Annotated in this window: 12 protein-coding genes; 5 read left to right on the top strand and 7 right to left on the bottom strand. The window is 67.6% G+C overall.

Annotated features, from left to right (window positions below; translation table 11 throughout):
* The first annotated feature begins 42 nt into the window (after positions 1 to 42).
* Both ACSQ3O_RS07655 and ACSQ3O_RS07650 read left to right on the top strand, forming a co-directional pair.
* A complete protein-coding gene (locus ACSQ3O_RS07655) occupies positions 43 to 1,245 on the top strand; it encodes an ammonium transporter (RefSeq protein ID WP_298448706.1) in 1,203 nt (400 codons plus the stop codon).
* 167 nt (positions 1,246 to 1,412) lie between these two features.
* Positions 1,413 to 3,344: a phospholipase D-like domain-containing protein gene (locus tag ACSQ3O_RS07650; RefSeq protein ID WP_436138409.1), complete on the top strand. Its 1,932-nt coding sequence runs from the start codon at positions 1,413 to 1,415 to the stop codon at positions 3,342 to 3,344.
* Positions 3,345 to 3,401: 57 nt separating this feature from the next.
* On the opposite strand, the gene ACSQ3O_RS07645 is transcribed toward ACSQ3O_RS07650, so the two are convergent.
* Positions 3,402 to 4,349, bottom strand: a complete 948-nt coding sequence (locus ACSQ3O_RS07645) for a tRNA dihydrouridine synthase (protein WP_436138408.1) — start codon at positions 4,347 to 4,349, stop codon at positions 3,402 to 3,404.
* A gap of 233 nt (positions 4,350 to 4,582) precedes the next feature.
* On the opposite strand from ACSQ3O_RS07645, the gene ACSQ3O_RS07640 reads away from it, so the two are divergent.
* Complete coding sequence (locus ACSQ3O_RS07640) at positions 4,583 to 5,161, top strand: hypothetical protein (protein ID WP_436138407.1); 579 nt, start codon at positions 4,583 to 4,585, stop codon at positions 5,159 to 5,161.
* 18 nt (positions 5,162 to 5,179) lie between these two features.
* On the opposite strand, the gene ACSQ3O_RS07635 is transcribed toward ACSQ3O_RS07640, so the two are convergent.
* The 3 genes from ACSQ3O_RS07635 to ACSQ3O_RS07625 all read right to left on the bottom strand — a co-directional run bounded on the left by ACSQ3O_RS07635 (position 5,180) and on the right by ACSQ3O_RS07625 (position 7,636).
* The gene (locus tag ACSQ3O_RS07635) at positions 5,180 to 6,340 is read right to left on the bottom strand and encodes a methyltransferase (protein ID WP_436138406.1); all 1,161 of its coding nucleotides are present in this window, start codon (positions 6,338 to 6,340) and stop codon (positions 5,180 to 5,182) included.
* 8 nt (positions 6,341 to 6,348) lie between these two features.
* Positions 6,349 to 6,873 (bottom strand): GNAT family N-acetyltransferase, encoded by a 525-nt coding sequence (locus ACSQ3O_RS07630; RefSeq protein WP_137746244.1) that lies wholly within the window; start codon positions 6,871 to 6,873, stop codon positions 6,349 to 6,351.
* 178 nt (positions 6,874 to 7,051) lie between these two features.
* Entirely contained in the window at positions 7,052 to 7,636 is a 585-nt protein-coding gene (locus tag ACSQ3O_RS07625; protein ID WP_137746243.1) for a hypothetical protein, read from the bottom strand.
* A gap of 175 nt (positions 7,637 to 7,811) precedes the next feature.
* Here ACSQ3O_RS07625 and ACSQ3O_RS07620 point away from each other — a divergent pair, with 175 nt between their 5' ends.
* Entirely contained in the window at positions 7,812 to 8,471 is a 660-nt protein-coding gene (locus tag ACSQ3O_RS07620; protein WP_436138405.1) for a response regulator, read from the top strand.
* On the top strand, positions 8,458 to 10,365 hold the full coding sequence (locus tag ACSQ3O_RS07615) for an ATP-binding protein (protein ID WP_436138404.1): 1,908 nt from the start codon (positions 8,458 to 8,460) through the stop codon (positions 10,363 to 10,365). The genes ACSQ3O_RS07620 and ACSQ3O_RS07615 overlap by 14 nt, the downstream gene beginning before the upstream one ends.
* Here the strand turns inward: ACSQ3O_RS07615 and ACSQ3O_RS07610 are convergent.
* The 3 genes from ACSQ3O_RS07610 to clpB all read right to left on the bottom strand — a co-directional run bounded on the left by ACSQ3O_RS07610 (position 10,337) and on the right by clpB (position 14,876).
* The gene (locus ACSQ3O_RS07610) at positions 10,337 to 11,776 is read right to left on the bottom strand and encodes a coniferyl aldehyde dehydrogenase (protein ID WP_436138403.1); all 1,440 of its coding nucleotides are present in this window, start codon (positions 11,774 to 11,776) and stop codon (positions 10,337 to 10,339) included. The genes ACSQ3O_RS07615 and ACSQ3O_RS07610 overlap by 29 nt on opposite strands.
* A gap of 75 nt (positions 11,777 to 11,851) precedes the next feature.
* Positions 11,852 to 12,211, bottom strand: coding sequence for a hypothetical protein (locus tag ACSQ3O_RS07605; protein ID WP_436138402.1), 360 nt, complete (start codon positions 12,209 to 12,211; stop codon positions 11,852 to 11,854).
* 58 nt (positions 12,212 to 12,269) lie between these two features.
* On the bottom strand, positions 12,270 to 14,876 hold the full coding sequence (gene clpB, locus ACSQ3O_RS07600) for an ATP-dependent chaperone ClpB (protein ID WP_436138401.1): 2,607 nt from the start codon (positions 14,874 to 14,876) through the stop codon (positions 12,270 to 12,272).
* Positions 14,877 to 14,980: the final 104 nt, after the last annotated feature.

The following is a 14,980-nucleotide window of genomic DNA, read 5'->3' as shown; positions in this document are numbered from 1 at the left end:
CAAAATGCACCAGAGTCGATCAATCACTAGCGCGAGGACGTTATGGAAGCACTCAAACAGGGCACGGATGCTCTGTTCATTCTGCTCGGGGCGATCATGGTGTTGGCCATGCACGCCGGTTTTGCCTTTCTGGAGCTGGGCACGGTCCGCAAGAAGAACCAGGTGAATGCGCTGGTGAAGATCCTGGTGGACTTCTCGGTGTCCACCGTCGTCTACTTTGTGGTGGGGTACAGCGTGGCCTACGGCACGCATTTCTTCATGGGGGCAGAAGCGCTGGCGCAGCAAAGCGGCTACGCGCTGGTCAAGTTCTTCTTCCTGCTCACGTTTGCGGCCGCCATTCCGGCCATCGTGTCCGGGGGGATTGCCGAGCGGGCCAAGTTCTGGCCCCAGCTCATGGCCACGGCGGTCATTGTGGGTTTTGTGTATCCCTTCTTTGAGGGCATTGCCTGGAACCAGCATTTCGGCGTGCAGGCCTGGATCAAGGCCGTCACGGGCGAAGAGTTTCATGACTTTGCGGGCTCGGTGGTGGTGCATGCCATGGGCGGCTGGATTGCCCTGCCCGCCGTGATCCTGCTGGGCTCGCGCGCCAACCGCTACCGCAAGGATGGCGCGATCTCGGCCCACCCACCTTCCAACATCCCCTTCCTGGCGCTGGGCGCCTGGGTGCTCGTGGTGGGCTGGTTTGGCTTCAACGTGATGAGCGCCCAGACCCTGGACAAAATCTCCGGCCTGGTAGCGGTCAACTCGCTCATGGCCATGGTGGGCGGAACGCTGGCAGCGCTGGTGCTGGGCAAAAACGACCCGGGCTTTGTGCACAACGGCCCGCTGGCCGGGCTGGTGGCCGTGTGTGCAGGCTCGGACCTGATGCATCCCCTGGGGGCGCTGGTGGTGGGCGCTGTGGCGGGCGCCATCTTTGTGCTGATGTTCACCCTTACCCAGAACAAATGGAAGATTGACGACGTTCTGGGCGTCTGGCCTCTGCATGGCCTGTGTGGCACCTGGGGCGGGCTGGCGGCGGGGATCTTCGGCAGCAAGGCGCTGGGGGGCTTGGGCGGCGTCAGCCTGTCGGCACAGCTGATCGGCACGGGCCTGGGGGTGGTCTGGGCTCTGCTGGGGGGCTTCATCGTCTATGGCCTGCTCAAACACACAGTCGGCCTGCGCCTCACGCAGGAAGAAGAGTTCGACGGCGCCGACCTGTCCATCCACAAGATCAGTGCCACACCCGACCGCGAAGTGAGCTGGTAAGCCGCCAGCGCAGGGCCGGACGTGAGAGGCCTGGGATTGGTGCATCCGTAGGGCAGTAGGGCAAATTGGGGGCCGCGTCCGACAGGCGCGGGCCTGATGGCGGGATACACCTTGGAGCAACGCCCCTGCGGCTCCAAGGTCACAATCCCCCATCCTCTCATCCCACCATGGCCCCGTTGCTGCCCTTCCCTCTCTTCCTGACACCCCTTGCCCGCCATACCCAACGGAGCCTGGTCCTGCTGGCCACTGTGGCCCTCATGGGCTGCGCGGGTCTGCCCAAGGATGTGGAGCGGCCTGTGTCCACCGCACTGCAAAACCCCAGCGACACCACACTGGGCCAATGGGTAGAGGCCCGCCGCATGGCCCAGAAGGCCCGCCATCCCTCGGGCTTTGTATTGCTCAGCGGCCCCCAGGCGGCCTACAGCAGCCGCCTGGCCCTGGTGGATGCCGCCCAGAAAACGCTGGACCTGCAGTACTACGCCATCCACGCCGACGCGAGCAGCGAGCGCCTGCTGCTCAGCGTGGCAGCCGCCGCCCGGCGCGGTGTGCGCGTGCGGCTGCTGCTGGACGACTTTCACAGCACCGGGCGTGATGCGCTGGTGATGCGGCTGGCCTTTGTGCCCAATGTCGAGATGCGAATGTTCAACCCGCTCACAGGCGCGCGCGGGTCGCCCGTGGGCCGCATGTTCAGCCTGCTGGGTGATTTTTCGCGGGTGCAGCAGCGCATGCACAACAAGCTCTTCATCGCTGACAACGCACTCGGCGTAACGGGCGGGCGCAACCTGGGGGATGCCTACTTTGGCAATTCCGAATCGGGCAACTTTGTGGACCTGGACGTGCTGGCTGCTGGTAGCGTCGTGCAGGAGCTTTCGCACAGTTTTGACAGCTACTGGAACAACGAGCGCGCCTACCCGGTGCAGTCGCTCATCACCCGTGAAGAGCTGGACCGCTTGCGCGAGAGCATCCGCGCCGCCGAGGCCACGCAGCAAGAGCGCGTGGAAAGCGCAAGTACCAGCGCAACCGCACCCGGGGCCCCGCCCGCCCCCACCGGGCGCAACACAACGGACACGCGGCGTGCACGCATCTGGAACCAGGAGCCCATGGACCTGAAGCAGGTGCAGTTTGTCTGGGCACCCGCCGCCGTCCTGGCGGACCGGCCCGCCAAGATCCCGCCCGATGGCACCTCCGCCACCCCCCTGCCCGACCAGAACCCGCCGCGCGCCACGCCCGCCAACATCGCGGCGCTGGTCCGCCCTCGGGGCACTGCAATCACAACCACATCCGCTTCGGCGGATGCGCCCACGGCTTCCCAGACAGTCGCCCAGCCCGTGGCGCCACCTGCCTTGTCAGCCAATCCCGCCCTGAGCAATGGCAATGGCAATGGCAACACCGCCCCCTCGCTCCCACCCGACGGCGAAACCACCGCCGAAACCCAGACCGACACCGTGGTGGACGGCCTGCTGCAGCTCATGGGCCAGGCGCGGCGCGACCTGCTGATCATCTCGCCCTACTTCGTGCCCGGGCCCGACATGGAGCGTGCCTTTGCCGCCGCACGGGCACGGGGCGTGCGTGTGCGGGTGCTCACCAACTCGCTGGCGTCGAACGACGCCCCCATTGCCCACGCGGGCTACGCGCGCCACCGGCCCACGCTGCTGGCCATGGGGGTGGAGCTGTACGAGATGCGCAGCGAACTCACCGGGGTGCTGCGCGGGGCCTTCGGTGGCACCGGCAGCATGGGGGGCTCAGGCGGCAGCGGAGCTGGCGGCAGCTCGCGCGCCATGCTGCACTCCAAGCTGATGATCGTGGACGGCCGCCTGCTCGTCATCGGCTCGATGAACCTGGACCTGCGCTCGCAGCGGCAGAACACCGAAGTGGCGCTGCTGATCCGCAGCGGCGAGCTGTCACGCCGTGCCACGGTACAGATCGACACCGCCCTGCAAGACGCCGCGTGGCAGGTGCAGCAGACCGACCAGGGCCTGGTGTGGCGCGCGCCCAAGGACAGCGGCCTGCCCGACGCCACCACCGAGCCCGATGCCAGCCTGCCCCTGCGCCTGATGCTGCAACTGCTGGGCCCCCTCGCGCCCGATCACCTGCTGTAATCCGCCGCCCGCGCACCTACAGGCCGTGGTGGATCAGACGCCGTTTTGCGCCTGGGCCTATTGCGCCGCCACCCACGCGGTGATGGCGCGCTGGTCCGTCATGGTGCGCACATGCTGGTACGCCACCTCGGCCTCCACAAACCGCCTGCGCAGCAGGTTGAGCCACTGCTTGAGGCGCCCCGCGCGCTGGCGGGGTTCCAGGTCGTCACACACCAGCTGCCAGAAGGCCGCCAGGTGGGGAATCAGGTCGGCCCAGACCACGGGGTCCGCCCCCGGCTGCCCGGCGTCCAAGGCACGGATGGCACGGGCCAGCCCCGGGTCGGCCACCATGCCGCGCCCCAGCATGAGGGCATCGCAGCCCGAGACCTCGCGGCAGCGCTGCGCGTCGGCCACCGTCCAGATCTCGCCATTGGCCACCACCGGGATGGCCACGGCAGCGCGGATGGTGGGGATGTGCTCCCAGTACGCAGGTGGGCGGTAGCCATCGGCCTTGGTGCGGGCATGCACAACCAGCTCGGCCGCGCCCCCGGCCTGCATGGCCTGGGCGCATTCGCGCATCAACCCCGTGTCGTTGAAGCCCAGGCGCATCTTGGCCGACACCGGCAGGTGCGCGGGCACGGCGCGGCGCACGGCCCCCACCACAGCGGCAATGCGCTCGGGCTCCTGCAGCAGGGCGGCCCCGCCACCGTGGCGGTTGACCACCTTGGCCGGGCAGCCAAAGTTCAGGTCGATGCCCTCCGGCCCCAGCGCGGCCAGGCGTGCTGCGTTCTCGGCCATGCTGACCGGGTCGGAGCCCAGCAGCTGCGCCCGCACGGGCACGCCCGCCAGCGTGCGGCTGCCGTTGCGCAGCTCGGGCAGGTAGCGAAGGAATACCTTGTCGGGCAGCAGCGTGCCGGTGATGCGGATGAACTCCGACACGCAGCGGTCCACCCCGCCCACGCGCGTGAGCACGTCGCGCAGCACAAAATCCAGAAGCCCCTCCATGGGGGCAAGCAGCAGGGTCATCGCGGTCGGGGGCGGTGCAGGGCCGCGCACACACGGCACAGTCCTAAGAATATGAATAAAAACAGGTGTTTCCGCCTGATGGATATGCCTTTAAAGCTATCAAAAAGTGAGCAATCCCCAGTCTGCGGCTAAACGCTACAGGGCGAAGCCCCCGGATTGTGCGGCAAAGGGTCATCACGGCGTCATGGCGGGCGGCTGCAATGGCGGGCATTCGTGCCCGAACGGAGCCCCCCATGCTGCTGCAAAAGACCGACAAAGCCCGCCAGGAGCTATCGCCCGGCGTACGCACCCTGAGCCTGCGCGAACGCTCGCTGCTACTGCTGGCCGACGGCAAACCGCTGTCCGACCTGCAGGCCATGTACAACGGCATCGGCGCGCAGATTGTGGACAACCTCATGCGCCAGGGCTACCTGACGGGCCCGGCCGAGCTGCCCACGCCCTCCACAGCCCCCCTCCCCCCACCCGCTGAGGCGGAGGCCACCAGCCAGGCCCCGTCCATCGAGCGGCCGGAGCCGGGTGAATCCCTGCGCTCGCTCGCCGGTGCGCGCATGTACCTGTTCGACACCTGCGAGCGGCTGTTTGCCCGCCGCGACCCGTTGCTGGCACAGCATTTTCGCGAGGCCCTGCGCACCGCGCGGGACCGCACCAGCATGCTGGACGTGGGAGATGCCATGTTCGAGGAAGTGGCCCTGGCCGCGGGCGCAGAACGCGCCGCCAGCCTGCGCGAGCGGCTGGAGCAACTGCTGCCACGTGCCCCCGGGGCCGCGCCCGGCGTCTATGCCGCCACGCAGCCCGCGCTGCTGGAGGGCTGAAGCTCTGAAACTCCAGCCTCAGACCGCTGCAGCCAGCCGCCAGAGCGAAGTCACCTCCGCCGCCCGCGCCGCATGCAGGGCATCCCCCGCATCGGCCGCCTTGGCATGGACCGGCTTGACATCGTGCCGCCCCAGGACCACGAGGCCTGCTTCGGCAATCCAGCCCAGCAGTTGCTCACGCGGGCGCAGGCCCAGGTGCTCGGCCAGGTCCGACAGGATCAGCCAGCCCTCGCCGCCGGGCTCCAGGTGCTCGGGCAACCCCGCCAGAAAACCCCGCAGCATGCGGCTGCCTTCGTCGTACACGGCGTGTTCGATGGGCGAACTGGCACGCGCAGGCACCCAGGGCGGATTGCACACCACCAGCGGCGCACGGCCGGGCGGAAACAGGTGGGTCTGCAGCAGCTCAACCTGGGGCAGCACCCCCAGGCGCTGCAGGTTGTCGTGTGCGCAAGCCAGGGCCCGGGGGTCCTGGTCGGTCGCAACCACCCGCTGCACCCCCCGGCGCACCAGAACGGCAGACAACACGCCCGTGCCCACGCCAATGTCAAAGGCCAACGCCTGGCTGGGCAGCGGGGTGCTGGCCACCAGGTCCACATACTCGCCCCGCACGGGCGAGAAAACGCCGTAGTGCGGATGGATCCGGTCGCGGGGCGCTGCGCCCAGCGCGGGCACCTCCACCCCCTTCTTGCGCCATTCGTAGGCACCCACCAGGCCCAGCAGCTCGCGCAGCGTGGCCACGCAGCGCTCGCCGGTGGAAGGCCCCCAGGCCTGGGTGCAGGCCTCGCGCCAGTCGGGCGCGCGGCGCAGCGCGATGCTGTAGTCGCCTTCCAGCGGGATCAGGATGGACGCCAGCACCCGCGCACGCTGCGCCTGGGCCTGGCGGTGCAGGTGAAAAGCCTCGGAAGGCGTGGCCACTGCCGCCTTCTGGGCGGCCTTGGCAGCCGAGCGGCGGTGTTTGCCGGTCTTGGAATCGGTACGCCGCATGAGCGCCTGCAGCAGGTGCCGGGCGTTCTGGAAATCGCCCTGCCACAGCAGGCCCGTGCCTTCACAGGCCATGCGGTAGGCCGTGTCGGCGGGCAGCGTGTCGTCGGCGGTGACCACCCGGCGCGGTGCCGGGGCGCCAGCTTCGGAGCGCCACTGGGCTTGTTGTGTCTGGCCCTGGCGGCTCCATTCAATCATCGTGTGGCCTATGCGTTGATGGGCCGTTTCAGGCGCACTTCTTCGATCTTCACGCCGCCAATCACATTGGTCTTGGCGGTAGAGAGTTCTTGCTTGAAGCCCGCCATTTCGTGGAAACGAATGGCGCGCTCGTTGCGCAGCGGCACCCATGCGGTGACGTTGGTGCAGCCTTCTTCGTGCAGGCCGTCACGGGCGGCATCCCACAGCGCCAGGCCAACGCCCTGGTTCCAGTGGGTGGGGGCGGCGTAGATGGCCCAGATTTCGCCGGTGGTGGGGCGGGACTTTTCATCGCGCGAGCGGTCGTAGCCGACAAAGCCGACGATCTTCTCGCCGTCCACCGCCACCTGCACCTGGGGCTCGCAATACTCAATGGCCTCGCGCCAGTAGGCCTGGCGCTTTTCGACCGACGACATGGATTTCAACTGCTCGTCTGGCACCAGCCCTTTGTAAGCCTCTTGGGCGGAAACGGTGTGGATCTGGGCGATGGCTTTTGCATCGCGAAGCGTAGCGGGACGAACCTGGATACTGGACATGAAAAAACCGAACGAAAACAGAGAATGAAAATGCGAAAGGTCGGCATTGTCGCCGCAAACGGTTTTTTGCCCCCCAGAGGCCCCTGTTTTGTCCTCGTCAAACGTTCGGCTTCGCTCCCCAAAATGCGGTGTTTGTGGCATGCACGGCCGGGCACCCGGCCCCGCTCTGCCGCATGGTTCAGGCCATGGCCATCGAGCCCGACAGCGCAGCGCCCACCCCCACCGAGGCCGCCGCACGCTGCACCATGGCCCGCTTGTTGCGCGGGCGCGGCACATGCACCACGGGCGGTGCACCGTTGATGGCCGCGAGGCTGAGCACCAACGTCACGGTGCGCGAGCCGCCGTCCCGCTCATCCGGGGCATAGGCGCGGTAGCTGCCGTTGCCTTGCCCGTGGCTGCGCTGCACGGCATGGAAAGCCACCCGTGCGCCCGTTACCCGGTGGCCGCCAAAGGGCAGCACCCGCAGGCGCGCATCGCGGTCCAGCGCCAGGCCCAGGTTGCCTGGGCGGTTGATGAGGTCGGTGCGGATGGCGCGCCAGGTCTGTCCCTGGTCGGCAGAAAACTGCCAGGCTCCGGCCTGGGCATCCAGGTGCTCGATCACCACCCCTGCGGCGGCCAGCATGTCGGGGCAGTTTTCTTCCATGATCTGTGCCAGCGTATTGCCCCCGAGTCCGGCGCCCGCAGGGGCGGCCGGTCGCCGCTCGCCCCCCCGGTGGGCACTTGCAGAAGGGGTGGAACCGTGGATCAGCGCATTGGTGGTCATGGGAAGCCCTTTGAAAACGAGGTGGAAGACGAAGGTTTGCGCATCGGCGGGCACTCCAGAAATCTGTTCAACGTGCTTTTCAATGCTTGACGGAAAGTCTAGAAAGTGACCTAGCCTGCGTCCATCGCACAAATGGACTAGCCAACAACACCCGGTTGTGCGCAATACTTGCCCAATGAGTGCCCTACAAAGTGCCCGGACGAATGCCCGCCTGCTGCTGGTGGACGACCACGCCCTGTTCCGCACCGGGCTGCGCCTGATCGTGCAGGACCACCCCAGCGTGGGCACGATTGCCGAGGCGGGCTCGATTGCCGACGCCTGTGCACTGCAGCAGGCCGACATCGACCTGGTGCTGCTCGACATCCAGCTGCCCGGCATGAGTGGCCTGGACGGCCTGCGCCTGGTGCGCCAGGCCTGTCCCCAAGCCCGCATCGTGCTGGTGTCCGCCAGCGTGGCGCCCGACGCGGTCCACGAGGCGCGGGCCCGGGGCGCCGACGGTTTTCTGCCCAAGTCAGCCAATGCCGAAGACATCCTGGAGGCCATCACCTGCGCGCTGTCGGGCCAGCCCTGCTTCCCGATCAACAGCGGCAACGGCGCCACCACGCGCGGGCCCGATGCGCCCTCGCTCACGGCGCGCCAGCTCGATGTGCTCTCGCTGCTGTGCACCGGCAAACCCAACAAGGTGATCGCCCGCGACCTGGGCCTGAGCGAAAACACGGTGCGTGTGCATGTGGCCGCCATCTTTTCGCAGCTGGGCGTGAACAGCCGCAGCGCCGCGCTGCTGGCCGCGCAGCGCCTGGGCCTGTCTACACCACAGCTCCATGACCCCCTCTGACACCGCGCCCGAGCCCCCAGGCGCCCAGCCCCCCACCCGCTGGGGTTGGCCCGTGTGGGAACGCGACGAGGTGCTGCGCGAGCAAGTAGCCCTGCTGCGGCAGAACTTCCCGATGACGCTGCTGGCGTCGCTGGCCACTGCGCTGGGCACCCTGTGGGTCATGGCCCGGGTGGCCGATACGCAGGCCACCACCGTCTGGCTGGCCACCCACGCGCTGGTGGTTGCGGGTGTCTACCTCACGCTGCGCAGCATCTCCCCCTTCTCCGACCCGGCCCCCCAGGCCGCGCGCAAGCTGATTGCCTGCATGGCCGCCATGGGGCTGAGCTGGGGCAGCCTGGGTTATGTGGTGCTGTACTGGGGTACGTCCGATAGCGTGATCTATGCCATCGGCATCATCAGCACCGTGTCCTCGGGCGCACTGGGCCTGGGGGCGCCGCTGTACCGGGCCTATGTCACCTACCTCACCAGCGCCATCGGCGGGGTGATGACAGCCGTGGCGCTGGCCGGCGGGCCAGTGATGTGGCCCGCGCTGTTCCTGAGCGGCGTGTACTACGCGCTGACCTGCCTGCAGGCCCGCACCGCCGACCGGGCCACGCGGCGCAGCATTGCGCTCAAGCTCGAAAACGAGCGCCTGGTGAACGAACTGCGCGCCGAGTCCCAGCGCGCCCTGGCCGCACAAGGGGCCGCCGAGCAGGCCGACCGCGACAAATCGCGTTTTCTGGCGGCCGCCAGCCACGACCTGCGCCAGCCCCTGCATGCCATGGGGCTCTTCCTCGAATCGCTGCAGCGCAGCCCGCTCAACGACCACCAGCGCACGGTGCTCCAGCACGCGCACGCCGCCTCGGGCGCGGCAGCCGAAATGCTCACCACGCTGCTGGACTATTCGCGGCTGGAAGCCGGTGTGGTGAAGGTGCGGCCAGCGGCCTTTGCCGTGCAGCCGCTGCTCACGGCGCTGGAGCAGGAATTCGGCGTGCAGGCCGACACGGCGGGGCTGGTGTACCGCACCCGCGAGACATCAGCCGCCGCCTTTGCCGACCGTTCGCTGGTCGGGCTGGTGATGCACAACTTCATCTCCAACGCACTGCGCTACACCGCGCGCGGCGGTGTGCTCATCGCCTGCCGCACGCGCGGCAAACGGCTGGCGCTGGAGGTGTGGGACACCGGGGCGGGCATCCCCGTGCACCAGTGGGAGGACATCTTCAAGGAGTTCCACCAGCTCGGCAACCCCGAGCGCGACCGGCGCAAGGGCCTGGGCCTGGGCCTGGCCATCGTGCAGCGGCTGGCGCGCGAGATGAAGACTTCGGTGGAGCTGCGTTCGCACCCCGGCCGGGGCTCGGTGTTTCGGCTGTGGCTGGACCGCTGGCAGGGCGCGCTGGAGGACGATGCCAGCCCCACGCCCTCGGCCCGCAGCCTGGCGGGGTTGAAGGTGCTGGCCATCGACGATGACGAGGCGGTGCGCCTGGGCATGCAGTCACTGCTGCAAAGCTGGGGCTGCCAGTGCCTCACCGCCGAGTCCAGCGCCGATGCCCTGGAGGCGCTGGAAGACGTGACCCCCGACATCATCATCACGGACTTCCGCCTGCGCCACGAAGAGACCGGCAAGCAGGTGCTGCAGGCGCTGCGCACCTACCTGGGCACGCCGGTGCCCGCCATCATCATGACGGGAGACACCTCGCCCCAGCGCCTGCGCGATGCGCAGTCCACCTCGGCACTGCTGCTGCACAAACCGGTGTCCACCGGCCAGCTGCGCGATGCCATCGTGCAGCTCATCACCCGCCCCCCAGCCCCGCCGAGCGATGGGACCGCAGCGACACAAGCGCAGGCGCAGGTGCAGGAGGGCCCTGAGAGCGAGCCCCCCACGACGGCTACAGCCAGCGGCGCAACAAACCCATGATCTGGTCGAACCGGGCGCCATAGGGCGGGTAGAACAGCGCGCCCATCGCCCAGCGCGACTGCACCAGCACCGACTTCTGGTGACAAAAGCGCAGAAAGCCCTGCTCGCCGTGGTAGGCGCCCCAGCCGCTGTCGCCCACGCCGCCAAAGGGCAGGTTGTCGTGGGCAATGTGCATCAACGTGTCGTTCACCGTCACGCCGCCACTCACGGTGCGGCGCAGCACGTCGTCACGCACGGCCTCGCTGTCGCCAAACCAGTACAGCGCCAGCGGGCGCGGCCCGGTGTTGATGTGGGCAATGGCGTCATCCAGCCGCTCGTACGAGATCACCGGCAGGATGGGGCCAAAAATTTCCTCCTGCATGAGCTGCATCTGGGAGGTGGCGCCAAACACCAGCGTGGGCAGCATCTGGCGGCTGGCGCCATCGCCCAGCGTGCCCACCGTGTGGACCACGGGCTTGCCTGCGGCCGGGTCGATGGTCTGCACCTCGGCCCCCTGGGTCTGGGCCTGCTGCAGCATGGTGCGCAGACGCGCATGGTGGCGCGGGGTGATGATGGAGGCGTAGTCAGCGTTGCCCTCGATGGTGGGGAACAGGCGGGCCACCGCTGCGCGGTAGGCCTGCGCAAATTCGCCCTCGCGCCCCCGGGGCAGCAGAACGTAGTCGGGTGCGATGCAGGTCTGCCCGGCATTCAGCAGCTTGCCGTGGGCGATCTTGAGCGCCGCGTCCTGCATGTTGCAGTGGCCGTCGATGATGCAGGGCGACTTGCCGCCCAGCTCCAGCGTGGTGGGCGTGAGGTGCTGCGCCGCCGCCTGCGCCACCTTGCGCCCCACGGCGGTAGAACCGGTGAACACCAGGTGGTCGAACGGCAGCGAGGCAAACAGCGCCGACAGGTTGGCATCGCCCTGCACCACACAGAACTCGTCGGGGGTAAAAAACTGGGCCACCAGGGCCGCCAGCTGGGCCGAGGTGTGGGGCGTGAGCTCGCTGGGCTTGAGCATCACCCGATTGCCCGCTGCCAGTGCCGTGATGGCGGGTGCCAGGGCCAGTTGCACCGGGTAGTTCCACGGCGCAATCACGCCCACCACACCCAGCGGCTGGCGCTGGATGAAGGCATGGGCGGGCTGCAGATACAGCGGCGTGCGCACCTTCTGGGGTTTGGTCCACTTCGCCAGGTGGCGCAGCGTGTGCGACAGCAGCGCGCGCAGCACAAAGAAGTCGGCCACCTCGGTCAGGCGCGGCGAGCGCATGCCAAAGTCGGCCTGCACCGCTGCGGCCAGCACGGGGCCATGCTCGTCGAGCATCTTGGACAGGCGCAGCAAGCGCTCGCGGCGCACCAGCAGGGGCACATCCACCTGCGCGCGGCTGGCCTGGCGTTGTGAGTCGAAATGGGCGTGGATATCGGCAGGTGTCATGGATCAGGGCGTGTCACGAAAAAACGAACGCACCCACAGGGTAAACGCCCTGTGGGTGCGTCCCGGCAGCCACTCTCAGCGCACTTCGCGCGCTTCGACGTCGGTGACTTCGGCAGATCCCGGCAGGATACCGCCCCGGCGCGATGCCGCTGCATCGCCGCCCGCGTCGCCCGCGTCTGGCGCTGCTGCGCCACGGCGGCCAGACGACCAGCGCTCGGTGGAGCGGAACACGGTGCTGAAACCCGTGCGGGGGTCCATGCGCATGGCCCAGGGGGTCACAGGCTTGCCCGTCAGGCGCGCCCAGCCTGCGCGCAGCATCCACACCAGCGCCAGCACCAGGGCCGCCACCAGCAGGCTGGCAAACAGCACCAGCCCCATGGCCAGGACCACGACACGCAGCAGCAGGCGCACAAGGCCTGCAACAAATTCATTCAAACGACACCTCTCCTTCACATCTTGGGGAAAGGGTAAAGGTCACCCTTTCCCGCCGGGCTCATCCCCGCTCGGCCACGCCGAACTGGAACACACCCGGCTCCAGCACCGGATTGACGGTGACCGGAATCACGCTCTTGGGCGGGAATCGCCCTTCGAGCAGCAACTTCGACAACGGATTCTCGATGCGCTGCTGGATCGCCCGCTTGAGCGGCCGCGCACCAAACACCGGGTCAAACCCCACCTTGGCCAATTCTGCCAAGGCGGCGTCGGACACCTGCAGCTCCAAATCCATCTTGGCCAACCGGGATTGCAGCAGCTGCAACTGGATCTTGGCGATGGACGCAATGTGCTGCGCATCCAGCGCGTGGAACACCACCGTCTCGTCGATGCGGTTCAAGAACTCGGGCCGGAAGTGGTTCTTGAGTTCGCCCCACACCGCGTCCTTGATGTCCTGTGAGTCCTGCCCGACCATCGCCTGGATCAGGTGCGAGCCAATGTTGCTCGTCATCACGATCACCGTGTTCTTGAAGTCCACGGTACGGCCCTGGCCGTCGGTCAGGCGGCCATCGTCCAGCACCTGCAGCAGCACGTTGAACACATCGGGGTGAGCCTTTTCCACCTCGTCGAGCAGCAGCACGCTGTAGGGCTTGCGGCGCACGGCCTCGGTCAGGTAGCCGCCTTCCTCATAGCCCACATAGCCGGGCGGCGCGCCGATCAGGCGGGCCACGGAATGCTTCTCCATGAACTCGCTCATGTCGATGCGGATCAGGTGGTCCTCGCTGTCGAACAAGAAGCCCGCCAGCGCCTTGCACAGCTCGGTCTTGCCCACGCCCGTGGGGCCCAGGAACAGGAACGAGCCCGTGGGGCGGTTGGGGTCGGACAGGCCCGAGCGCGAGCGGCGGATGGCGTTGGCCACGGCGGCAATCGCTTCTTGCTGGCCCACCACGCGCTCGTGCAGCTTGTCTTCCATCTGCAAGAGCTTGTCCTTCTCGCCCTGCATCATCTTGGACACGGGGATGCCGGTGGCACGGCTCACCACCTCGGCGATTTCTTCGGCACCCACCTGGGTGCGCAGCAGGCGGCGCGCGGCAGGGGCACCGTCCTTGCCAGCCTCTTGCGCCTGGGCTTCCTTGAGCTGCTTTTCCAGCTCAGGCAGCTTGCCGTACTGCAGCTCGGCCACCTTGTTGAAGTCGCCCTTGCGGGTGAACTCTTCGATCTGGAACTTGAGCTTGTCGATGGCCTCGCGCACATGGGCACTGCCCTGCGCCTGGGCTTTTTCGGACTGCCAGATCTCGTCGTAGTCGGCGATCTCCTTTTGCAGCTTGGCGATCTCTTCCTCGATCAGCGCAAAGCGCTTTTGCGAAGACTCATCCTTCTCGCGGCGCACGGCCTCGCGCTCGATCTGCAGCTGGATCAGGCGGCGGTCCAGGCGGTCCATGACCTCGGGCTTGGAGTCCATCTCGATCTTGATCTTGGACGCCGCCTCGTCGATCAGGTCGATCGCCTTGTCCGGCAGGAAGCGATCCGTGATGTAGCGATTGCTCAGCTCGGCCGCTGCGACGATTGCCGGGTCGGTAATGTCCACGCCGTGGTGCACCTCGTACTTCTCCTGCAGACCGCGCAGGATGGCGATGGTGGCCTCGACGCTCGGCTCGCCCACCAAGATCTTCTGGAAGCGCCGCTCCAGCGCGGCGTCCTTCTCGATGTACTTGCGGTATTCGTCCAGCGTGGTGGCGCCCACGCAGTGCAGCTCGCCACGCGCCAGGGCCGGCTTGAGCATGTTGCCCGCGTCCATCGCGCCTTCGCCCTTGCCCGCGCCCACCATGGTGTGCAGCTCGTCGATGAAGACGATGGTCTGGCCCTCGTCCTTGGCCAGCTCGTTGAGCACGGCTTTGAGGCGCTCCTCAAACTCGCCGCGGAACTTGGCGCCTGCCAGCAACGCTGCCATGTCCAGGCTCAGCACGCGCTTGCCCTTGAGGGACTCCGGCACCTCGCCCGCAACGATGCGCTGGGCCAGGCCTTCGACGATGGCGGTCTTGCCCACGCCGGGTTCGCCGATGAGCACGGGGTTGTTCTTGGTGCGACGCTGCAGCACCTGGATGGCGCGGCGGATCTCGTCGTCACGGCCGATCACGGGGTCGAGCTTGCCCAGGCGCGCGCGCTCGGTCAGGTCCAGGCAGTATTTGGCGAGCGCGCCGCGCTGGCCTTCGGCCTCGGCACTGTCCACCTTCTGGCCGCCGCGCACGGCGTCGATCGCGGCCTCCAGGCTCTTGCGGGTCAGGCCATTGTCCTTCGCAATCTTGGCGGCATCGCCCTTGCTGTCGATCACGGCCAGCAAAAACAGCTCGCTGGCAATGAAGGGGTCGCCGCGTTTGATGGCCTCCTTCTCGGTGGCCTGCAGCACGCGGCCCAGCTCGGGCCCGCCCTGCACCTGGTCGTTGCCCTGCACCTGGGGCAGGCGCTTGACGGCCGCCTCGGCCGCAGCCAGCAGGCCGGACACATTGGCGCCCGCGCGCTGCAGCAGCGCCTTGGGGCCGTCATCCTGCTGCAGCATGGCCAGCAGCACATGCACGGGTTCGATGTAGGCGTTGTCATGGCCCAGCGCAATGCTCTGCGCATCGCTCAGGGCTTCCTGGAACTTGGTGGTGAATTTGTCGAGACGCATGGGTGAATGTCCTCCGAATTGCAGAACACTTGAGGCGCGGCCTGCCTGATTTCAAGACAGTTCCCTGGCCCACCCCATGGCCCCTTGTTGACCTGCGTCAGTGA

This window comes from Acidovorax sp. LjRoot74, from assembly GCF_964254355.1.
Lineage (GTDB): Bacteria > Pseudomonadota > Gammaproteobacteria > Burkholderiales > Burkholderiaceae_C > Acidovorax.
Note: the sequence above shows the minus strand (reverse complement) of the source record. Positions and strands in the feature narration are given on the sequence as shown.